General features: G+C 64.1%; 16 protein-coding genes. 3 read left to right on the top strand and 13 right to left on the bottom strand.

Features of this window, described 5'->3' with window-relative positions; all coding sequences use genetic code 11:
• Nucleotides 1-12 precede the first annotated feature (12 nt).
• Complete coding sequence (locus tag ACPWMG_RS05500) at nucleotides 13-174, top strand: hypothetical protein (RefSeq protein ID WP_483303652.1); 162 nt, start codon at nucleotides 13-15, stop codon at nucleotides 172-174.
• 14 nt (nucleotides 175-188) lie between these two features.
• Here ACPWMG_RS05500 and ACPWMG_RS05495 read toward each other — a convergent pair whose 3' ends face one another.
• From ACPWMG_RS05495 to ACPWMG_RS05435, 13 genes are all read right to left on the bottom strand, one after another.
• Complete coding sequence (locus ACPWMG_RS05495; protein WP_483303651.1) at nucleotides 189-1,571, bottom strand: efflux transporter outer membrane subunit; 1,383 nt, start codon at nucleotides 1,569-1,571, stop codon at nucleotides 189-191.
• A gap of 8 nt (nucleotides 1,572-1,579) precedes the next feature.
• Nucleotides 1,580-3,562 (bottom strand): MacB family efflux pump subunit, encoded by a 1,983-nt coding sequence (locus ACPWMG_RS05490; RefSeq protein WP_483303650.1) that lies wholly within the window; start codon nucleotides 3,560-3,562, stop codon nucleotides 1,580-1,582.
• Nucleotides 3,563-3,585: 23 nt separating this feature from the next.
• Nucleotides 3,586-4,803: an efflux RND transporter periplasmic adaptor subunit gene (locus ACPWMG_RS05485; RefSeq protein WP_483303649.1), complete on the bottom strand. Its 1,218-nt coding sequence runs from the start codon at nucleotides 4,801-4,803 to the stop codon at nucleotides 3,586-3,588.
• A 13-nt stretch (nucleotides 4,804-4,816) separates the two neighbouring features.
• Complete coding sequence (locus ACPWMG_RS05480) at nucleotides 4,817-5,455, bottom strand: hypothetical protein (RefSeq protein WP_483303648.1); 639 nt, start codon at nucleotides 5,453-5,455, stop codon at nucleotides 4,817-4,819.
• A 449-nt stretch (nucleotides 5,456-5,904) separates the two neighbouring features.
• Nucleotides 5,905-8,409, bottom strand: coding sequence for a TonB-dependent siderophore receptor (locus ACPWMG_RS05475; RefSeq protein ID WP_483303647.1), 2,505 nt, complete (start codon nucleotides 8,407-8,409; stop codon nucleotides 5,905-5,907).
• A 107-nt stretch (nucleotides 8,410-8,516) separates the two neighbouring features.
• Nucleotides 8,517-9,509: a FecR domain-containing protein gene (locus tag ACPWMG_RS05470; protein WP_483303646.1), complete on the bottom strand. Its 993-nt coding sequence runs from the start codon at nucleotides 9,507-9,509 to the stop codon at nucleotides 8,517-8,519.
• Nucleotides 9,510-9,517: 8 nt separating this feature from the next.
• Nucleotides 9,518-9,979 carry a sigma-70 family RNA polymerase sigma factor gene (locus ACPWMG_RS05465; protein WP_483305179.1) on the bottom strand — a complete coding sequence of 154 codons (462 nt, stop codon included), beginning with the start codon at nucleotides 9,977-9,979 and terminating at the stop codon, nucleotides 9,518-9,520.
• Nucleotides 9,980-10,096: 117 nt separating this feature from the next.
• Complete coding sequence (locus ACPWMG_RS05460; RefSeq protein ID WP_483303645.1) at nucleotides 10,097-12,628, bottom strand: TonB-dependent siderophore receptor; 2,532 nt, start codon at nucleotides 12,626-12,628, stop codon at nucleotides 10,097-10,099.
• 160 nt (nucleotides 12,629-12,788) lie between these two features.
• Nucleotides 12,789-13,766, bottom strand: a complete 978-nt coding sequence (locus ACPWMG_RS05455; protein WP_483303644.1) for a FecR domain-containing protein — start codon at nucleotides 13,764-13,766, stop codon at nucleotides 12,789-12,791.
• 14 nt (nucleotides 13,767-13,780) lie between these two features.
• Nucleotides 13,781-14,311: a sigma-70 family RNA polymerase sigma factor gene (locus ACPWMG_RS05450; RefSeq protein WP_483303643.1), complete on the bottom strand. Its 531-nt coding sequence runs from the start codon at nucleotides 14,309-14,311 to the stop codon at nucleotides 13,781-13,783.
• 64 nt (nucleotides 14,312-14,375) lie between these two features.
• On the bottom strand, nucleotides 14,376-16,889 hold the full coding sequence (locus ACPWMG_RS05445) for a TonB-dependent siderophore receptor (RefSeq protein WP_483303642.1): 2,514 nt from the start codon (nucleotides 16,887-16,889) through the stop codon (nucleotides 14,376-14,378).
• A 103-nt stretch (nucleotides 16,890-16,992) separates the two neighbouring features.
• Nucleotides 16,993-17,970, bottom strand: a complete 978-nt coding sequence (locus ACPWMG_RS05440; protein ID WP_483303641.1) for a FecR domain-containing protein — start codon at nucleotides 17,968-17,970, stop codon at nucleotides 16,993-16,995.
• Nucleotides 17,967-18,473: a sigma-70 family RNA polymerase sigma factor gene (locus ACPWMG_RS05435; protein WP_483303640.1), complete on the bottom strand. Its 507-nt coding sequence runs from the start codon at nucleotides 18,471-18,473 to the stop codon at nucleotides 17,967-17,969. Before ACPWMG_RS05435 ends, ACPWMG_RS05440 begins: the two co-directional genes overlap by 4 nt.
• 143 nt (nucleotides 18,474-18,616) lie before the next feature.
• Here ACPWMG_RS05435 and ACPWMG_RS05430 point away from each other — a divergent pair, with 143 nt between their 5' ends.
• Together ACPWMG_RS05430 and ACPWMG_RS05425 are read left to right on the top strand one after the other, a co-directional pair.
• A complete protein-coding gene (locus tag ACPWMG_RS05430; protein WP_483303639.1) occupies nucleotides 18,617-19,129 on the top strand; it encodes a sigma-70 family RNA polymerase sigma factor in 513 nt (170 codons plus the stop codon).
• 7 nt (nucleotides 19,130-19,136) lie between these two features.
• Complete coding sequence (locus ACPWMG_RS05425; RefSeq protein WP_483303638.1) at nucleotides 19,137-20,105, top strand: FecR domain-containing protein; 969 nt, start codon at nucleotides 19,137-19,139, stop codon at nucleotides 20,103-20,105.
• Nucleotides 20,106-20,161: the final 56 nt, after the last annotated feature.

The following is a 20,161-nucleotide window of genomic DNA, read 5'->3' as shown; positions in this document are numbered from 1 at the left end:
CGGTCACGCGAGATGACCCCCAACACCACACTTGCGTCGCCCCCGACGCAAGACGCTTCGCCGCGCACGGAAGCAGAGCCGTTCACCCCCCTGAGCTTTCTTCGCTTCGCCCTGACGTTGATCATCTTCTGGGCGCTGGCCTGCTGGGTGCTGCTGGGTCTGCTGGAGCCTTAGGGGCGGTCTGTCAATCAAGACGCGGCACAGGTCCAGCCGCCGCCCAAGGCCCGGAACAGCGCCACGTTGGCCACCAGTTTCGCCTGCTGCAATTGCGCCGCCGCATCTTGCGCGGCGTAGAGCGTGCGCTGGGTCACCAGCAACACCAGCAGCGTTTCAGCGCCCGCGCGGTAACGCGACTCGGCCAGCGTGAACGCGCGCTGCGCCTGCGCCAACTCTTCCACCTGCGCCTGGGCTTGCGCATCGGCGCCCGCTACCGCGTTCAGCGCCGTCTCCACATCACCTGCTGCAGCGTGAATGGCCGCTTGGTAATGCGCCAGCAATTCTTGTTGCTGTGCGAGTGCCAAGTCGCGGCCCGAGGCCAAACGGCCTGCATCGAAAATGGGCGCGGTCAACCCTGCGGCCAGGTTGTAGAACGGATTCTCCAACCAGCGACTCCAACGCTCGCTGCCCGTGCCCACGCCCGCGTTCAACACAAAGCTGGGCAACATCGCGGCGCGCGCCACGCCCACGTTGGCGGCAGCCGCCGCAAGCTGCGCTTCGGCGCGCGCAATGTCGGGGCGGCGCGTGAGCAAATCAGCGGGCAACCCGGCGCCAATGGTCGGCGCCTGCAGAGCTGTCAATGCGCGCGCGGGCACGTGCACTGGCGCGGCTTGGCCCAACAGCAAGCCAAGCGTGATGCGGCTGTCTTGTGCCTGCTGCTGCAAGGCGGCCAAGGCCCGGCGCAACGACGCCACCTCGCCACGCTGCTGCGCCAAGTCAAGCGACGTGGCCGCGCCCGCACGTTGGCGCGCGCTGACCACCGCCAACAAGCGCTCGGCATTCGCCAGGTTGCCAGCGGCAATGTCGGCGCGCTGCTGCAGCCCCACGGTTTGCAGCCAGGTGCTGGCCACACTGGCGGTCACGGTCAATTGCACCGTGGCGTGGTCGAACACACTGGCGCGCAACGCGGCGCGGGCGCTGTCGTTTTGCAGCCGGTTGCGGCCCCAAAAATCGACCTCGTACCGTGCGGCCAATCCGGTGGTGTAGGCCGGTGCGTCCAGGCTCGCGTTGCCACCCAGCAAGCCGCTGCGGCTGGCGTTGACGCTGCCCATGACTTCGGGCCACAAACTGGCACCGGCCATGCGCGCAGAGGCCTCGGCCTGGTTCACACGCGCCACAGCCGCCGCCACATCCAGGCTGTGCGTCTGCGCCTGGGTGATGAGGCCCGTGAGTTCTGCACTGCCAAAGCTGCGCCACCAATCTTGCGATACGGTGGCGCCGGTGGTGGGCGCTTGCCACGTCGCGGGCAAAGCGGTTGCAGCAGGTGTTTGCGCGGGATTGAGATTGCTGCAGCCCGCCAGCACCAAGGCCGACCACAGCACCGTCAAGGCTGGTTTGTAGAGTTGTTGAAACACAGGTTCTTTCATTCCGATGCCAGCGCCACCACCGGGTCGAGGCGCGCCGCCTGCTTGGCCGGCATGTAGCCAAACACCAGGCCGGTGGCCACCGAGCAGCCAAACGCGCCGGCGATCGACGTGGCCGAGAAGATCACCGGCACCTCCCACCAGATCAACAACCCGCCAATCGCCAACCCGGCAGCCGTGCCGATGGCGCCGCCCACCACCGACACCAACACCGCCTCGGTCAAAAACTGCCGCAAGATGTCGCGCTGGCGTGCGCCGGTGGCCATGCGGATGCCGATCTCGCGCGTGCGTTCACGCACCGTCATCAGCATCACGTTCATCACACCAATGCCGCCCACCACCAGCGACACGGCGGCGATCAAGCTGAGCATCAAGGTCATGGTGTCGCGCGTTTTGGCCTCGGCGGCAATGGAGGCGGCGGCGTTGCCCACGGCGAAGTCTTTGATGCCATGGCGCTCGAACATCAGCGCTTCAACGGCTGCCTGGGTGCGCTCCACACCGGTGGCGTCGTCGACGTTTTTCACGGCGATCACGGTGTAGGTGGGCTCGCGTTGGCCAAACAGTTTGATGCCTGCGGTGCTGAAGGGCAGCAGCAGCAAACTGTCTTCGTCGCGGTCGCCGGTCAACACGCCTTTTTCTGACATGACACCGATCACCTGGAACGGCAGGTTGTCGATCAGGATGTGGCGGCCCACGGGGTTGGGCTCGTCGGGCAGCAGGTCTTTGGCCAGCTTGTAGCCGAGCACCGCCACGGCGGCCATCTCGCGTTCGTCTTGCGCGGTGAAAAATCCGCCGCGTGCCACCGGCCAGGTTTGCACCGTGGGCAAGGCTGCGGTGGTGCCGCGCACATAGGTCTGGATGTCTTTGTTGCCGTAGCGCACCACCTTGTTGCCGGTGACGTTGGGCAACACGTGCGCAATGTTGGGCAACTCGGCCACGGCCTCCAGGTCTTGCAGTGTGATGCTGCGGCCCGGCACCCGCGAGCTTTCACCGATGGAGGCCATGTACATCAGGTTGGAGCCAAACGCGCCCAACTGCGCCACCACCTGCTGCTTGGTGCCCAGGCCAATCGCCAACATCACGATGACCGAGGCCACGCCGATGACGATGCCCAGCAGCGTGAGGCCGGTGCGGAAGCGGTTCACGCCCATCACACGCCAGGCGGCGCGCAGCGCGTCGCCCAACTCGGCGAGCCACACGCGGCGTTCATCTGCTGGGTTGCCAAGACTGTCAAATAAAGAGCCGTTTGCCGTGTCGGCCTGAACGGCTGGTTTGGCCTGGGGTTCGGGTGCGGTGTCTGCCACGATCTGCCCATCGCGGATCTCGATCACCCGGCGTGCCTGCGCGGCCACCGCGCGGTCGTGGGTGATGAGGATGATGGTGTGGCCCGCGTCCGCCAACTCGTGCAGCAGCGCCATCACCTCGCGGCCGCTTTGTGAATCGAGCGCGCCGGTAGGTTCATCGGCCAGGATGATGCGCCCGCCGTTCATCAACGCGCGCGCAATCGACACCCGTTGCTGCTGCCCGCCCGACAGTTGCGAAGGCCGGTGCCCCAACTTGTCGCCCAGGCCCAACCGCTGCAGTAGTTGCTGCGAGCGCGCGTGGCGCGGGCCTTCAGCCATGCCAGCGTAGAGCGCGGGTACCTCCACGTTTTCAGCCGCTGATTCGGTGGCGATGAGGTGGTAGCCCTGGAACACAAAGCCAAAGGCCTCGCGGCGCAACCAGGCCAGTTGGTCGGCATCGAGCGTGGCCACATCCTGGCCGTTGAACCGGTAGCGCCCGCTGCTGGCTTGGTCAAGGCAGCCGAGCAAATGCATGAGCGTGGATTTGCCCGAGCCCGAGGCGCCGACGATGGCGACAAACTCACCGGCGTAGATGTTGATGCTGATGCCGCGCAGCACTTCCACCGCAGGCGCCCCACCTTGGCCGCCATAAACTTTGCGCAGGTCGTCCAGCGCGATCAGCGGTTGCCGCTCCCTCACAACGCTTACAACGCTTACAACGCTCACCACACGAAGCGCCGCACGCCCGTGGCGCGGGCCACTTCGCCGGTCACCAATTGCTCACCTTCGGCCAAACCTTCGAGCACTTGCACGGTGGTGCGGTTGCGCACACCGATGCGTACTTGGCGTTCCTCGGCCGCGCCGTCGGCACGCAGCACCCGCGCGGTGTAACGGCCGGGCTCGGCGGGCACGGGGGTCAGCGCGGGCAGGGGCACGGTGACCGCATCAATGGCGGCGGCGGTGACGAAGTGCACTTGCGCCGTCATCTGCGGCATGAGTTCGCTGTCGGTGTTGTCCACGTCGAACAGCGCGGTGTACAGAATGACCTTGCTGGTGGACGGCGCGAGCGCGGTGCCTGCGGCCTTTCCTTCGGGCACCGGCGGCGCGGGCAACACCTGGCGCACCTTGCCCGTCCAGCGGCGCGGCTTGGCCTCGCCCATACCACCCATACCGCCCAGCGTGGTGAAGTACACCGGCATGCCGGGTTTCACGCGGCGCACATCGGCTTCAGACACTTCAGTCCACACCGTCATGGCCGAGAGATCGGCAATGCGCAAGATGTTCGGCGTTTGGTAGGTGGCGTTGAGGGTTTGGCCCTCGCGCGCTTCAAGCGACACCACGGTGCCGGCCATGGGCGCATAGATGCGGGTGTAGCCCAGGCGCGCTTCGTCGGCCTTCAGCGTCGCCTGGGTCTGGTCGATTTGCGCCTTCAGGTAGTCGATCTTGGCCCCAGCGGAAGCCAAGGTGGCCTCTGCGGTTTGCACGTCTTCTAGGCGCGTGGCGTCGTCACGCACCATTTGCTGCTGGCGGGTGTGCTGCTGCTGCGCCAGGCGGTGCTGCGCCTGTTGGTCGGCCAGTTGGGCCCTCAGCCCAGCCAATGCGGCACGGCTGGCGTCTACCGTGGCCTGCTGCACGCTGGGGTCAATTTCCACCAGCAACGCGCCCTTCTGCACTTCAGCGCCGGGCGTCACGTACAGCCGGTTGATCTGGCCCGACACCTGCGCCCCCACGTCCACATAACGCCGTGGCTGCAACGTGCCAATGGCACTGACGGTGGACTCGATGGGGCTGCGCGCGATGGTGATGGTTTCAAACTGCGCCGCACCGCTGCCGCGCCAGGCCAAGGCGGTGCCTAGGGCGAGTGCGGCGAGTGCTACTCCTGCCAACAGGCGGAAAGTTTTTCTAGGAGGGCTGACGCGTCGCAGTCTGTCTTGGGTCATAAGGTTTAGGTTATTACTTGGACACTTCGAAACTGATGGTGGCGGTGTGGCGCACGTCTTCATACTTCTTGCCATCCACAATGGTCGGCAGGCCGCCCACCTTGGCCGAAACCTCCAGCACGTAGAGGCCCGCAAACGGTGTGGTGATGCTGACCGTGCCGTCTTCCGCCGGGCGCAACACGCGGCGCCAGCCGTCCGAGGTTTGCACGTTGACTTGTGTGGCATTGACCTTGCGGCCCTTGAACACCAACTGGAAGGTGTTGCCGCCAGCCGTCAGCGGCACCAGTTCCAGGTCGTTCACGGCCTTGGTTTCGCTGCGGCCAAACTTGGCCTGGAAAAAGGTGATGCTGCCATCTTCACCCACGCGGCGCGCCGTGGCGCGCACGTCACCAGCACCGGTCACCGGCGCTGCATAGAAGTCGGCTTCGGGCGTCAGCGGCAAGTCTTTTTCATCGGCCAGGAAGATGCGCGCCAACGTCACGCTGTTGGCTGGCAGCCGCTTGGCGCCATCCAACTCGCCCACGTAGGCACGCGCCTTGCCGCCCGTGGCCGCGCTGGCAGGCTCCACCCACACATATTCGGCCTGGGCGGCGCACACGGTTGCGGCCAGGCTGGTGGCCCACACGATAGATTTAAGAGAGAAAAAACGCATGTTTATCTTGGAATATTTGCTCGTCGCGAAGTAGACAAGCCTGCACAACAGGCCCTTACCTACTATGACCAACGAGAACGTAAAAAGGGCCATCGTTTGATGGCCCCTGCTCGGTAAAATTTTTTTAAGCAGCGTTAAGGCTACGCTGAGCAAGTCCCAGCATGCGCGCTCGAGTCAAAAATGAGATGGATTGGCCGCCCGCGTTGTGCAGCACAGGCTCCCTGCCTGTGCAAACAACTCGGGTGGTCAAGACGCTCATTTTTGGCCGAGCCCTTCGGGGCGTGGCTTTGCGGGCGATCTGCGTTGTTACGAAACCAGGCAAGCCAGAAGGCTTGCCTTGGGTTTCGCGCCTAGCAGCTCATCCCGCAAAGACACGCCGCGCATGCTGCGACTTGTTCAGCGTAGCGTTAAGAGCTATGCCGAAGCAAACCCAAAAACATGCAATTTTTTTAGAACTGATACCGCACCGTGACTTTAGCGTTACGCGGCTCGCCGTAGAAGCCGGTTTCAAACAAACCAAAACCGCTGTAGTACTGCTTGTCGAACAGGTTGTTGATGTTGACCGCTACCGAGAGCTGTTTGCTGATCTGGTAGCGTGCCATCAGGTTCACCAAGGTGTAGCCGGTTTGCTTCACCTGCGCGTAGTCGCCGGCCACCGGGTTCCACACCTTGGCGTAGAAGGCGCTTTGCCAGCTGAGGCCGCCGCCCACCGTCAGCGCATTCCAGTCGCCGGGCAAACGGTAACTGGTGTTCAAACGCACCACGTGTTCGGGCTGGCTGGCCATGAGGGTGGAGCCGAAAACACGCCCGCCCTGCGCGTCGCGTGCATGGGTGTAGGTGTAGCCGGCCTGCAGGTTCCAACCGTGGGCGATCTGCCCGCTGACGTCGGCCTCGATGCCCTTGCTGGTCACACCTTGCACCGCGCGGTACACCGACTCGCCGTCGACAAAGTCCACATACTCGGCCACGTTGTTTTGCTGGATGTGGAAAGCCGCCAGGCTGGCATTCACACGCCCATCCAGAAACTCACCCTTCACACCGGCTTCCGCGCTTTTGCCTTTCACGGCTGGCAAGTACTGTCGGCTCGCGTCGCGTGACGACTGTGGCGAGAAGATGCTGGTATAGCTGCCATAGACGGATGTCGTGTCGCTCAAGTCATAGACCACGCCCAGGTAAGGCGTGACCACACCCGACTCGTTCAGGCTGCTGCTCAAAGCGGGCGTCACGCCATCGCTGTAGACCCGGCTGTCGCCTGCATCAATGTTGCTCACGCGTGCCCCCAAGATCACCGACAACGCATCGGTGGGCCGCAGGCGCGTGGCGGCGTTGACGCCGGTCTGGCGGCGGTGCTCTTCGTACGCCGCCGTTTGCGGGAAGGCCTGTTGCGGGTAGTTGCCCGTCCAGTTATAGATACTGCCCGGCACCGATGGGTAGGCCGACTCGGACCACGGGCCGTCGGTCTTGGTCTCGGACCACATGGCGCCGAACATGGCGTCGTGTTTGCGGCCAAACAACTCATATTGACCCGACAGGCTCGCATTCACAGTGTTTTGCGTGCGGTTGCCCTGGAAGTCGCCGCTGAAGAAATACATGCCTTCGCCTGTCAGCGGATCGGGGTTGCCGCCGCTGGCCGAGCCCAACAGTGAGCGGTGTTGGCTGTTTTCATTGTTGACACTCAGCTTCAGCTTCCAGTCGTTGGCCAGGCGTTGCTCCAGCGTGGCAAAGAGGTTGCGCGTTTCCATTTCGCGCTTGCTCCAGGTAGTAGCCGGATTGAAAGAGCGGTCGAAGTGGGTGCGGCTGCCGTCGCTGTTGAAGATGGGGAAACCGGTCCAGGTGGAGCCTCTGGGGTCGGTGTGCTGGTAGTCCACGCCAGCGGTGAGCAAGGTGTCGCGCGTGAGATCGGCCTCGAGTACGCCGTAGCCCACGGTCTTCTTCTGGTGGTAATGGTCGAGGTAAGAATCGCGGTCTTGGTAGGCACCCACCACGCGGCCGCGCAGGCTGCCGGCGGCGTTCAGCGGGCCGGCCAAGTCAACCTCGGCGCGCGCGTCGTTCCACGAGCCATAGCTGCCCGTCACCGAGCCGGTGAATTGATCGGTCGGCCGCTTGCGGATGAAGTTAACCGTGGCCGATGGGTCGCCCGTGCCGCTCATCAAACCGGTGGCGCCTTTGACCACTTCCACGCGGTCGAAGATGGTCATGTCGCTGTTCGTGGCCCCCCAGTCGTATACGCCGTCGTAATCTTTGGCCACACCGTCGTACTGGAAATTGGTGATGGCAAAACCACGCGCGTTGAAACTCATGCGGTCGCTGTCGTAGTTGTTAGCGGTGATGCCCGGCACCTGGCGCAGCACGTCAGAGACGGTGGTGCTGCCCTGGTCGGTCATCTGCTGCCGCGAGATGACCGTGACGGTTTGCGGCGTGTCGCGCTGCGACAGGTTCAAGCCCGTGGCGCCGGTGGATGGGCCTGCGGTGTAGGTGCCGGTGCCATCGGTGCGCGCGTCACGCGCGGACGCGGCAGTCACTGTGACGGTGCCGAGCGTGGCCGAGGTCTCTGCGGCTCCTACTGGCCCCGTCGGCAAAGCGCGCAACGCATAGCCACCACCAGCCGAGCGCACCGCGCCCAGGCCCGTGCCTTTGAGGGCTTGCGACAAAGCTTCTTCCACCGACAGCGTGCCGCTCACACCGCCGCTGCGCAGGCCATCGGTGACGGCCGAGCCAAAGGAGATCAACACACCGGCTTCGCGGCCCAAGCGGTTGAGCGTGCCTTCCAGGGAGCCTGCGGGAATGTCGAAGCGGCGAGCGTCTTGGCGTATTTGTTGGGCAGGCTGTGTTTGCGCTGACACGTTGCCAGACAAGCCGCCAATCAACAGCGTGCCGGTGAACACCGTGTGCAAGGCAACCGCCAACGGCGAGCGGCGAAACGAAAAATATGAACAAGAGGAAGAGGCCTGCATAAAGTCCTTGGGTGAGGCTGAAGATGGAAGTCGGCATGCCGTTTGGCACACGCCTTACCTCCTTGACAAGAAGCTCACGCCAAGTAGCTCAACTTTTTGCAGATTTTTTAAAAACGCTCCACCGCACGCGGCCCGCGCGGGCGCAACGTCACCCAGTAGCGCGTGAAGGTGTGCACCTCCACGGGCAGGGCCGAGGTCAGCGCCGCCAGAATGTGATCGGTGTTGTCCAGCGGGTAGACGCCCGATACACGCAACGCGGCCAGCGCCGGGTCGCAGCCAAGGCGGCCGCGCCGGTAGCGGCCTAGCTCGGCCAGAAAATCGTCGAGGCGCATTTGCGATGCCACCAGCACACCATCGGCCCAGGCGCCCGTACCATCGGCCATGGGCCGCGCCTGGCTGGCTTGGGTGCGGGTGAAATCACCAGTCTCGCCGGCTTGCAGCAGCTGGGCTTGGTTGGGCGCATCGGCGGGGCGCAGTTCTACTGCGCCTTGCAACACGTTGACGTTGACCACACCAGCCGCTCTGACCGTAAAGCGCGTGCCAATGGCGCGCACACTGCCAGCCTCGGTTTGCACCAGAAAAGGCCTGTGTAAAACGTCTGCAGCGGTTTGCACCCAGATCTCGCCACGCACCAGTTGCACCACGCGGCGCTCGTTGCTGAAGGCGATGTTGACCGCGCTGCCGGTGTTCAGCCTCAGCGTGGTGCCATCGGCCAGCGTCAAGCTGCGGCGCTCGCCCACGGCGGTCGTCTCGTCACTGGCCAGGTCCTGCCACAGCGTGGGCTCGCGCAGCCACGCCGCACTGCCACCGGCCACCACCAAGGCGGTCAGCAGTTGCATGCTGCGGCGCCTGCGCAACGATGCTGGCCCGGCCAAGGCCGCACGCGCCAGCGGCAACGACACACCGGCAAGCTGCCCACTCACCGCCTCCACGCGTTGCCAGGCACGTTCGTGTTCGGCATCTGCGGCGCGCCATTGTTGCCAGGCGTTGCGTTGCGCGGCCGACACCGGCGGCGACTTCAGCAGCATCCACCATTGCACGGCTTGCTCGGCCACGGCTTGGGGTACGCGCGCTGCATCGCCCGATAAGTTCAAAGACACACCGGCACCTATTCAGGAAAGAAGCAACGCATGGCGGCCTTGGCCAGGTGGCGCTTCACGGTAGAGACAGAGATGGCCAATTCAGCAGCGATCTCGCTGTGGTTCAAGCCTTCAAGCTGTGCCAGCAGAAACGCTTGTTTGGCCAGCGAGGGCAAGCCGTTCAAGCGGCGGTCGATCTTCACCAGGGTCTCCAGCACCATCAAGCGCGCTTCGGGCGGCGGCGCAAATTGTTCGGGCAGCGTGGCCAGCGCGTCGAGGTAGGCCTGCTCGATGGCACGCCGCCGCACCTGATTGATCAGCAGGTGGTTGGCGATGGTGGTGAGAAAGGCGCGCGGCTCCTTGACCTGCTCGACGCCCGGCGCGGTAAGCACGCGCAAGAACGCGCTCTGCGCCAGGTCGGCCGCATCAAACGCACAGCCCAACTTACGGCGCAGGCGCGATACCAGCCAGCCGTGGTGTTCGACGTACATGGACTCGACAAAGGCGAACGTGGAAGGCGGCTGGGTGGACACGCGGAATCAGATGCTGAGAATGTTGAGAATTATTCTCAATTATAGGCATCCCCTGCCGCGTGCCGCTCGCCCGTTTTAGAACTTGCCGCGCAAGGTCAGCGTGGTGTTGCGTGGCTCGCCGTAGAAGTTGCCCCAGGCGGGCGCGCCAATGGTTTGGTAGTAGGTTTTATCAAACAGGTTGGCCACGTTCAGCGCCACCGACCAGTTGTTGTCGATCTTGTAGCCCACACGCGCCGTCCACACGGCATAGGCCGGCTGCACGTCGGTGATGGCGCCCACCACGCGTGAACTCTCGGTCTGGAAGTTGACGCCGCCCCCAATGTTCCAGGCGCTGAAGCTGCCCGGCAAGCGGTAGTCGCTCCACACCCGCAGCATGTGTTTGGGTGAGTAGGTGCTGGCGAAGTCGACACCGGCGTTGGAGGTGTTGTTCAGGTACTTGAAGTTGCTGAGCGTGTAGCCCGCAAACAATTGCCAGCCACGGGCCACCTCGCCGCTGATCTCGGCATCCAGCCCCTGGCTGCGCACCTTGCCGCTGGAGATGGCGCAGTAGGTGCTGACCGAGCAAGGGTTCACCAGGTCTTCTTCGGCGCGGTTGCTTTGGTCGATGCGGAACAGCGCCAAGGCGGTGTTGACGCGGCCGTCGAGCAATTCACCCTTCAAGCCCAGTTCGAGGTTGCGGCCCTTGATGGGCGGCAACATCTCGCCAGCGGCGGTCATCACGTTTTGCGGTTGGAAGATGTCGGAGTAACTGGCGTAGCCCGACCACTCCTTGTTCAGCGCGTAGACCAGGCCGCCGTAGGGCGTGAAGACGCCGTTTTCTTGGTACGGGTCGCTGGTGGCGGCACCGGTGTTTCGGTCGGTGTTCGTGCCTTTGTAACGGGTGACGCGGGCACCGGCCACCAGGGTCAGCGGGTCGGTGAGGCTGATGCGCGCCACACCGTAAGCGCCCGACTGCGTCATACGGTTTTCGGTTTCCCCACCACGGTAGCGGTTGGCCAGAAACTCGGCTTGTGTGGGCTCGCGCATCGCAGGGTTGGGCGCAAAAACGTTGTTGGCCACGCCCATCACAATCAACGAGAAATCGCTCTCGTTGACCATGTGCCCGGTGTTGGCGCCAAAGCTCACCGAGTGTTTGCGGCCAAAGGCGTCGAACTTGCCATCCACCGCCACGTCAAGCGTTTTGTTTTCGGTGGTGAAGTCAAACAGACCGGCGTACATCTGCGCCCCGGTCAGCGTGACGGGGTTGATGGCCCCTAGCGGAAAAGCGTACTTCACCGCGTGATGCTCGCGCGTGTAGCTCGCTGTGACTTTGGCATTCCAGTCGGCGTTGAAACGGTGGTCCCACTCGGCGAAGGTGGCGGTTTGCTCGCTGTTCCAGCGGTTCCAGTCAGCGCCCAAAAAGGTGGAGCGGCTCAGGTGCAAATCAGCACCCGTGGTGTAGCGCGGCAGGCCCTGGAAGAACGGCGTGGAGCGCAGCTTCTCGTAGGTGGTGCCCACGGTCAGCTTGCTTTGCGGCGCCAGGTCATATTCCAGCACGCCGTAGAACACGCCGGTGCGGCTGTTGGCCACATCGTAAAAGTAGTCACGGTCGTTGACGCTGGCCACGGCGCGGCCACGCAAGGTGCCGGCTTCATTCAGGGCGCCAGTGGCGTCGATATCGGTACGCAGGTTGTTCCACGAGCCTGCACTGCCAGAAATCTGAAATTGCTTCTCGGCCAACGGGCGTTTGCGCACCATGTTGATGGTGGCGCTGGGCGAGCCAGCGCCTTGCAACAAGCCGGTGGCGCCGCGCACCACTTCCACACGGTCCAGCGTGACGGCGTTGCTGGTGAAGTTGTTCGCCTGCGGGTAGTAGAACGCACGGTTCACACCGTCGTATTGGTAAGTATCCACACGGAAGCCGCGCGAGTAGACATAGCGCCCACCCATCGGGCTGTCGTACATGGTGATGCCGGTGGTGGTGGCCAACACGTCGTCAATGGTGTTGAGGTTCTGGTCGTCCATTTTTTGGCGCGTGATGACCGTGACCGACTGCGGAATGTCTTTCAGCGCCTGCTCGCCCTTGCCCACCGTAACGATGCGCGCGGTATAGGAGCCCGAGCCTTCGGTGATGGGGCTTTGCTCGGCCTGCGCCGTGACGGTGACCGGTGCCAAGGTGGCCCCTGTGGTTGTGGAGGCAGCGGCAGCAGCGGGTGGCGTGGCTTTGCGCTGCAGCACCCAGGCGTTGCTGCCGCTGGCCGCCGCTTCCAAGCCGGTACCGGCCAACAAGCGTGCCAAACCATCAGGCACAGTGAAGCTGCCACGCAAGCCTGCGGCGTTGAGGCCACGCACCAACTCGGGCGGCGCGCTCACGCTCACACCCGCGTCTGCGGCAAAGCCCGCAAGTGCGCTGGCGAGCGCGCCGGGCGCCACTTCAAACTGTTTTTTGACGACCGCATCGGTGGCCTGCGCATAGGCTGTCGAGCCATGCAAGGCGGCGGTGGCCAGGCCCATGGTGATGAGGGCCGCATGCACGGCGCGTGTCAAAGGGGATGGCCGGTTGCGTGTTGCGTTAACGTGGGTCGAGATGCCAGTAGCGCCGGCGCTGCCAGTGGAGTGAGAAGCCATAGAGCACATGGTGCGTAGTTCCTTCGGGATATTCCGTCGATGTAGAGAGGTGACATCGAACAGGACACACCACGCGCAGAAAAGGGGCCAATAAAAAGCCAGGTTTTAGAAAAATAGTTGCACGCGCTTCATCGCACCGATGTGCGGCGCCTCGAAAGGCTCAATCTCGCGCCGCGAGCGTGACCCAATACCGTGTGCGGTACAGCACCTGCACCGGCAACACGTGGGCCACGTTGTGCAAGATGGCGTCGGTATCGTGCAGTTGAAAGGCACCGGTGATGCGCAGCCCCGCCACGGCATCGTCACAGCGCAACAGGCCCGGGCGGTAACGCGCCAGCTCGGCCGCAAAGGCATCCAGGCGCATGTCGTCTACCGCCAGAACACCGCGCGCCCACTGCCCGGCGCTGGCAGAGACGGGCTCCACCGCGTCGATCTGCGCTTCAGCAAAAGACGTTTGTTGACCGGCTTGCAAAAGCTGCTGCGCCGAGCCGTCGCGCAGCTTGATTTCCACCGCGCCTTGCAGCACCGCCACCTGGCTGCGGTGCGCCTCTTGCCGCACCGTGAAGCGCGTGCCGATCGCGCGCGCCGTGCCCTGCGCCGTGGCCACGATAAAGGGGCGATGTTGCGGGGCGGGGTCGGGTGCGGTGGTCGCCAAGATAGCGCCGGCGCGCAGCAGCAGCGTGCGCTGCTGGGCATCAAACCGTATGTCGACCGCGCTGCCGGTGTCGAGCACGATGCGGCTGCCGTCGGCCAACACCAGCTCGCGTTGCTCGCCGGTGGCGGTGGCGTAAGTGGCCGTCCACTGCTGCCATGGCGCGACGCGCCAAGCGAGCCAGCCCACTGGTGCCGCCACCATCAGCGTGGTGAGCAAACGCACGGCATCGCGCCGGTTGCGCGGGCGGCGCAGCACCGCAGAACCAAGAGCCGACGGAATGCCACCCGCGCGCCCGCTCACCTGCTGTGCGCGTTGCCAGGCGCGCGCGTGCTCAGTGTGACTGGCCAGCCATTTTTCAAAACGACTGTGTTCTGCGGCAGTGGCCTCGCCCGAATGCAGCAACACAAACCACTCGGCCGCTTGCGCCGCGACCTGGCGCTCCAAGGGGCGCGTGGGCGATGGGAATGGGGGCAAGGCACTCATGCGACTTGTACGACTCATGCGGCGAGCAGAATGCACTCGGTCATGGCTTGCGCCATGTAGCGTTTGACGGAGCGCAAGCCGATCTGCAATTCATCGGCAATCTCGGCGTAGGTCAGGCCATCAATCTGCGAAAGGATGAACACCGCACGCACCTTCTGTGGCAAGCCGTCGAGCATGGCGTCGACCTCTTGCAACGCCTGCAAGATCACCAACTGCTGCTCGGGCGAAGGCGCCTGTGGTTCGGGTAAAGCCGCCAGCGCGGCCAGATAGGCTTGCTCCAGCGATTGGCGGCGCACATGGTTGATCAACAGTCGCCGCGCCACCGTGGCGAGGTAGGCGCGCGGCTCGCGCAACACGCTCTCTGCGGCGGGGCCAATGGCCTGCGTAGCGGGCGCGGTAAGCAGCCGCACAAAAGTGTCTTGCGCCAAGTCGGCCGCGTCAAAGGTGTCGCCCAATTTCCTGCGCAGCCAGCCTTGTAGCCAAGGGTGGTGGTCGCGGTAAAGCGTGTGAACCTGGCGGTGCAAGATTGTTTCTGCGGCAGACATGGGCGACCATTCAAATAAGAATGGTTCGCATTCTAGATGGGGTTACATCGCCTGCCGCAGAGCCTCAAAACTTGGGCGTGTACTTCAACGTGAACATCACGTTGCGCGGGTCGCCGTAGTAGTTGCTGCCATCGATGCCGTTGTACGACGCGATGTAGTAGCGCTTGTTGAACACGTTGTTGATGTTGACCGCGATCGACGTGGTGGGCGTGACCTGGAACGCCGCACGGGCGCCCCAAACGGCAAAACCTGGCACGTCAAACAAACGGTCGAAGCTGCCGGCCTTGCTTTGCACGTTGACACCGCCGCCCACGCTTAAGCGGCTCCAGTCGCCGGGCAATTTGTAGTCGGCCCAGATGCGCGCCAGATGCTTGGGCGTCCAAGTGCTGAAGGCTTCGCCTTTGAGTTCGGGGTCTTCCAGGTACTTGGTGGTGTTGTAGGTGTAGCCAGCGGTGAGTTGCAGGCCGCGCAGCACTTCGCCGCTGACCTCAGCCTCGAAGCCCTGGCTGCGCACCTTGCCTGCGGCACTGGAGCAGTACCAGCCGTCGCAGGCATAGCCCGAGGCAAAGTCGGTCACCGCGCGGTTCTTGTGGTCGTAGCGGAACACGGCAAACGAGGTGTTCACGCGGCCGTCCAGCAACTCGCCCTTCAAGCCCAGTTCGATGTTGTGGCCCAGCACTGGTGGCAAGGCCGTGCCGGCCACGCTGCGCACCGACTGGGGTTCAAACACGTCGCTGTAGCTGGCGTAGGTCGACCATTGTTTGTTCAGGGCGTAGACAAGGCCCACATATGGCGTGACCTTGCCGGTGGCACTGGACACGTCTTTGTAGTCGTCGGCCGGTTGGGCGTAGGTTTGGTCGTACCAGCTCACGCGCGCGCCCACAATCGACGTCAGTTGCTCGGTGAGCTTGGCGCGCCAGGTGCCATACACGCCCTTTTGCTCGGTGTCGTAATTGCTCTGGGTGCTGACGCCACGATCAGCAATGCTGGCGAAGGTGGGCTCTGCGCGGTTGTGGTCGATGTTGAAGATATTGCCGCCCCGCGTCCAGGCGCGGGCAATGGCGTCGTCGGTGGTGTACTTTGAGTAGTTGGCGCCGACCACAATGTCATGTTGCAAACCCAGCGCATCAAAACCGCCGCGCAGATAGATGTCGAACGCGCGCTGTTCCCCCGTCAAATGGGTGCCGAAGTCGCCATACATCGGGCCACTGCCATCGGCGCTCACGGTGCCGGCCATTCGCTGGTGCAGCGAACTGTTGCGCTCGTTCATGCCCAGGGCCGATGCCTTCAACTTCCAACGGTCATTGAAGCGGTGCTCCAGGTCGGCGTAGACGCTGGTCTGCTCGTTGTTGGCGCGGTTCCAGTTGGAGCCGGTGAAGGTGGAGCGTGGCAGGCCAATGTCGCTGCCATCGCTGTAACGCGGCAGGCCAATGAAGCTGGGGCGGCCTTCGGTGTTTTTGTTGCTCGCGCCGATGCCCACGGTGGTCTGCGCGCTGATGTCGTAGTCCAGCGCGGCGTAGGCGGTGGTGGTGCGGCTCCACAAGCTGTCGATGAACGAGTGGGTTTTGTCTTCGTCCAGCACCAGGCGGCCACGCAAGCTGCCCTCGGCATTCAGTGGGCCACCGGCATCCAATTGGGCGCCATAGTGATCCCACGAACCGGCTTTGGCGGTCAAGGTGATGGTGGACTCGGCCTGGCCGCGCTTGCGCACAAAGTTGATGGCGCCACCGGGGCTGCCCGCGCCTTGCAGCAAGCCTGCGGCACCGCGCAGCACTTCCACACGGTCGTACAACACCAGCGACTCCGTGCCCCAGTTGCCAAGTGAGTAGGTGTTGCGCGGCACACCCACGCCGTCGTATTGCATGGTGTCGATCAAGAAACCGCGCGAGGTCACGGCAATGCCGGGGCCCATGCCCTGGGTGGCCACCAGGCCGGTGGTGTTGTTCACCACGTCGCTCAGGCTGACGAGGTTCTGGTCGTCCATGCGCTGGCGCGTGACCACGCTGATGGACTGCGGAATGTCTTTCAACGCGACTTCGTCTTTGACCAGTGTGACGGTGCGCGCGGCGTAAGCGCCCGTGCCTTCGGTGGTGGCGCTACGCTCGGCTTGTGCGGTCACGGTCACGGCCCCCAAGGTGGTGCCGGTCGCGGCTGCTGCACCCGTTGCACCTGCCGCGCCAGCTTCCTGTTTGCGCAGCGTGTAGCTGCCGTCATTGCGCGGCACCATTTGCAGTCCACTGCCGGCCAACAGCCGCGCCATGGCTTCGCGCACCGGGTAGTGGCCTTGCAGCGCGGGGCTGGTCAGCCCTTCGGTCAACGCTGGGTCAAACGACAGCGCCACACCGCCCCCCGTAGCCACGCCCGACAAGGTGCGCCCCAACGGGCCCGCTGGCAGGTTATAGACTTTGGGTGTGCTGTCGACCAGCGCAGGGGCATCGGCCGCGAGGGCTTGGGTGCTGGCACCGGCCACAGCGGCCAGCGCCATGCCCAAAAGAGCCGCGCGGATGGCGCGAACGGACGGACGAACAGGATCGGGAAAATGGGCGGTAGGACGGGCGGCGGGACGGGCGGCGGACATGAACTGGAGACCTTTCGGAAAGACAAGTTAAAGACTTCTCTTTCCTTGCCAACCGACGCGCGAAAAAGTCTCACCCTTTTTGAAATTTATTTCTACGAAAGGCTTAACGTGGCACCAGCGTGACCCAATAACCCCGCAAACGCGTCGCCGCATCCACCGGGTAGGTGGACACCAGCATGGTCAACGCACGCTCCGGCTCGGCCAGCGGAAACGCGCCCGAAATGCGCACGTTGGCCACGGCTGGGTCGACACGCAAGAAGCCGCTACGCCAGCGGTCAAGCTCGGCGCAGAAGTCGGCCAGGCACAGGTTGTCGGCCAGCAACATGCCTTGACGCCAGGCGACGGCGCTTTCGTCCACCGGCAGCAGCTCGGCCACGCTGCTGTCGCTGAACGAAGTTTGTTGCCCGGCCTGCACCACCACAGAAGCTGCCCCGCGCGGCTCGATGCGCACCGCGCTTTCCAGCACCGCCACATGGGTGCGCGCTTCTTGCTGGCGCACGCTGAAACGGGTGCCGAGCGCTTGCATCTGCCCCTGCGCCGTGCCGACGCGAAACGGGCGGTAGGTACTGGCGGTATCTTGTGCCGTCTGCACCCAAATCTCGCCCGCGCGCAGATGGATGAAGCGCTGCGCGCCGTCAAAGCGCACATCGATGGCGGTGGCGGTGGACAAGGTTACCTGTGTGCCATCGGCCAGGGTGACCTCGCGCGACTCGCCGGTGACGGTGCGGTAATCGGCCGTCCACCCGCTGCGGCTGGCCATCTGCCACGCCGCCCAACCGGCGGGCGCCACGGCCAGCAGCGCGGCGAGCTTGGCCACCGCAGCACGCCGCGTGGGGCCGCGTGCTCGCAACGGCCGGTTCAGCGCGGGCATGGCCAGCGACGCGGGCAGGCCGCCAAACTTTTGCATCAGTTGCTCGGCACGGCTCCAGGCTTGGGCGTGCGCGGGGTGGCTTTGGCGCCAGCGTTCAAAGGCCGCACGATCGGCATCCGACACGGCGCTGTCGTTCAGTTGCATCAGCCAGTCGGCGGCCTCGTCCAGCACCTGCGGCGAGAGGTTGGGCATGTCCAGCGCACGGGTCATGCCATTAGCTCCATACATTGCCGGAACGCCTCGCGCATGTAGCGCTTTACAGTGGTGAGCGACACACCCGTCTGAGTTGCAATGTCTTCGTACTTCAGGCCTTCGAGCTGCGAGAGCAAAAACACACGCCGCGCCAATGGTTGCAGTGCGTCCAGCATGGCGTCGATCTCGTGCAGCGTTTCCAGAATGATGGCGCGGTGTTCGGGTGATGGCGCCTCGGGCTCGGGCAACAACGCCAGCGCTTCCAGATACGCGCGCTCCAGCGCCTGGCGCTTGTACCAGTTGACCAGCACGCCCCGCGCTACCGTGGTGAGGTAGGCGCGCGGCTCAACAATCGCCACCGGGTTGCGCGCCGAGAGGATGCGCATGAAGGTGTCTTGCGCCAGGTCAGCAGCGTCAAAGGTGTTGCCTAGCTTCTTGCGCAGCCAGCCCTGCAGCCAACCGTGGTGGTCGGTGTAGAGGGTGGCGATGTCGCGCTGAAGTGCGTGGTCGGCGGCTGGCATGGTGATTCCGGGCAGAAAGCGAAAAACGGGTAATCCACCCATTTTAAATAAGAATAATTCTTATTCTAGTTGTATCCGCATTTTGTAAAGTCGCCATAAAATGAGAATAATTCGCAACTAAACCAGCTCGACGCCGCTGCGCCATGCCCCCAGCATCTACAGCTTCTCCCACCGTCACCGTGCAATCGCTCTACACCGACCACCACGGCTGGCTGCGTATCTGGCTGTTGCGGCGCCTGGGTTGCAGCCATAGCGCGGCCGATTTGGCGCAAGACACTTTTGTGCGTGTGTTGCTGCGGCCGCAGGTGTTGCCCACGCTGCGCGAACCGCGCGCATACCTCACCACGCTGGCCAAAGGCGTGGTGAGTGAACACTGGCGGCGCAAGGCGTTGGAGCAAGCGTGGCTGGACACGCTGGCCCTGCTGCCCGAGCCCTTGGCCATGTCGCCCGAAGACCGTTTGCAACTGCTGCAAACGCTGGACGAAATTGACGCCATGCTCGACGGCATGGCTCCCAAAGCACGCGAAGCCTTTGTGTTGTCCCAACTCGAAGGCCTGACCTACGTGCAGATTGCCGAGCGGCTGCAGTTGAGCGAACGCACGGTGAAGCGCTACATGGCGCAAGGCTTTGAGCGCTGCCTGGCCGTCATGGAGTAATGGTCGAATGAGCACCACCATGGAACCAACAGTGTTGCGCGAAGCCGCGCAGTGGCTGGTGCGCCTGCATTCTGGCGAAGCCAACGCCGCCGACCACGCCGCCTTTGAAGGCTGGCGCAACGCGCACCCGGCGCACCAACAGGCGTGGCAACGCGCTGAGCGTTTGTCGCAAAAGTTTGGTGCCGTGCCGGCCCAACTGGGTGTGCCCGTGCTCGCCCGCCAGCAGCGCAACAACCGCCGCGCTGCCCTGCGCACGCTGGCGGTGTTGGGCACCGTGGCACCGGCTGCGTGGCTCGGCTGGCGCATGGCGCCATGGGCGCAATGGACGGCCGACCACCACACCGCCACCGGCGAGCGGCGCGAGATCACACTGGCCGATGGCAGCCGCATTCTGCTCGACACCGCCAGCGCGGTGAACATCCAGTTTGATAGCGGCTTGCGCACCGTGGTACTGCGCGCAGGGGCAATTTTGATCACAACCGCCCCCGACCCCGCACCGCAACACCGCCCGTTCGTGGTGGAGACGGCGCAAGGCCGCCTGCGTGCATTGGGCACGCGTTTCACCGTGCGGCAAGACCAGGACGGCCCCAGCAGCCCGGTACGGCTCAACGTGACCGAAGGCGCGGTAGAAGTCACGCTGCGTGGCGCGTCCAATCCTGCGCTGGTGCTGCCCGCCGGTCAACAAACCGTGCTCACCACACAAGGCGCGGGCACACCGCAACCGGCGTCACCCGAAGCCCTGACGTGGACGGCCGGCGTGCTGTACGCCGACAACATGCGCCTCGTCGACTTCTGCGCCGAGTTGTCGCGCTACCGGCCCGGCGTGCTGCATTGCACGCCCGAAGTGGCGGGCTTGCGCATCTCGGGCGCGTTCCAGTTGGCGGACACGGACTACGTGTTGTCGATGTTGGCCAGCACGCTGCCGGTGCAGGTGGTGCTGCGCACGCGCTACTGGGTCACGGTGGTACCGGCCTAAATTCCGGCCTAAAAAAAGTTCTGAAATATTTTCGATTCCGTTGTCCCTTTTCAAAA

It is taken from the genome of Hydrophilobacter chitinilyticus (assembly GCF_049860745.1).
Classification (GTDB): Bacteria; Pseudomonadota; Gammaproteobacteria; order Burkholderiales; family Burkholderiaceae_C; genus Rhodoferax_B.
The sequence above is the reverse complement of the archived record's forward strand: the minus strand, read 5'-3'. Positions and strand labels throughout refer to the sequence as shown.

Excerpts from the sequence above, each read along its gene's own strand:
- ACPWMG_RS05500 (WP_483303652.1), top strand. The coding sequence starts at position 13 with ATGACCCCCAACACCACACTTGCGTCGCCCCCGACGCAAGACGCTTCG.
- ACPWMG_RS05485 (WP_483303649.1), bottom strand. The coding sequence starts at position 4,803 with ATGACCCAAGACAGACTGCGACGCGTCAGCCCTCCTAGAAAAACTTTC.
- ACPWMG_RS05480 (WP_483303648.1), bottom strand. The coding sequence starts at position 5,455 with ATGCGTTTTTTCTCTCTTAAATCTATCGTGTGGGCCACCAGCCTGGCC.
- ACPWMG_RS05475 (WP_483303647.1), bottom strand. The coding sequence starts at position 8,409 with ATGCAGGCCTCTTCCTCTTGTTCATATTTTTCGTTTCGCCGCTCGCCG.
- ACPWMG_RS05465 (WP_483305179.1), bottom strand. The coding sequence starts at position 9,979 with ATGTACGTCGAACACCACGGCTGGCTGGTATCGCGCCTGCGCCGTAAG.
- ACPWMG_RS05460 (WP_483303645.1), bottom strand. The coding sequence starts at position 12,628 with ATGGCTTCTCACTCCACTGGCAGCGCCGGCGCTACTGGCATCTCGACC.
- ACPWMG_RS05455 (WP_483303644.1), bottom strand. The coding sequence starts at position 13,766 with ATGAGTGCCTTGCCCCCATTCCCATCGCCCACGCGCCCCTTGGAGCGC.
- ACPWMG_RS05450 (WP_483303643.1), bottom strand. The coding sequence starts at position 14,311 with ATGTCTGCCGCAGAAACAATCTTGCACCGCCAGGTTCACACGCTTTAC.
- ACPWMG_RS05445 (WP_483303642.1), bottom strand. The coding sequence starts at position 16,889 with ATGTCCGCCGCCCGTCCCGCCGCCCGTCCTACCGCCCATTTTCCCGAT.
- ACPWMG_RS05440 (WP_483303641.1), bottom strand. The coding sequence starts at position 17,970 with ATGACCCGTGCGCTGGACATGCCCAACCTCTCGCCGCAGGTGCTGGAC.
- ACPWMG_RS05435 (WP_483303640.1), bottom strand. The coding sequence starts at position 18,473 with ATGCCAGCCGCCGACCACGCACTTCAGCGCGACATCGCCACCCTCTAC.
- ACPWMG_RS05430 (WP_483303639.1), top strand. The coding sequence starts at position 18,617 with ATGCCCCCAGCATCTACAGCTTCTCCCACCGTCACCGTGCAATCGCTC.
- ACPWMG_RS05425 (WP_483303638.1), top strand. The coding sequence starts at position 19,137 with ATGAGCACCACCATGGAACCAACAGTGTTGCGCGAAGCCGCGCAGTGG.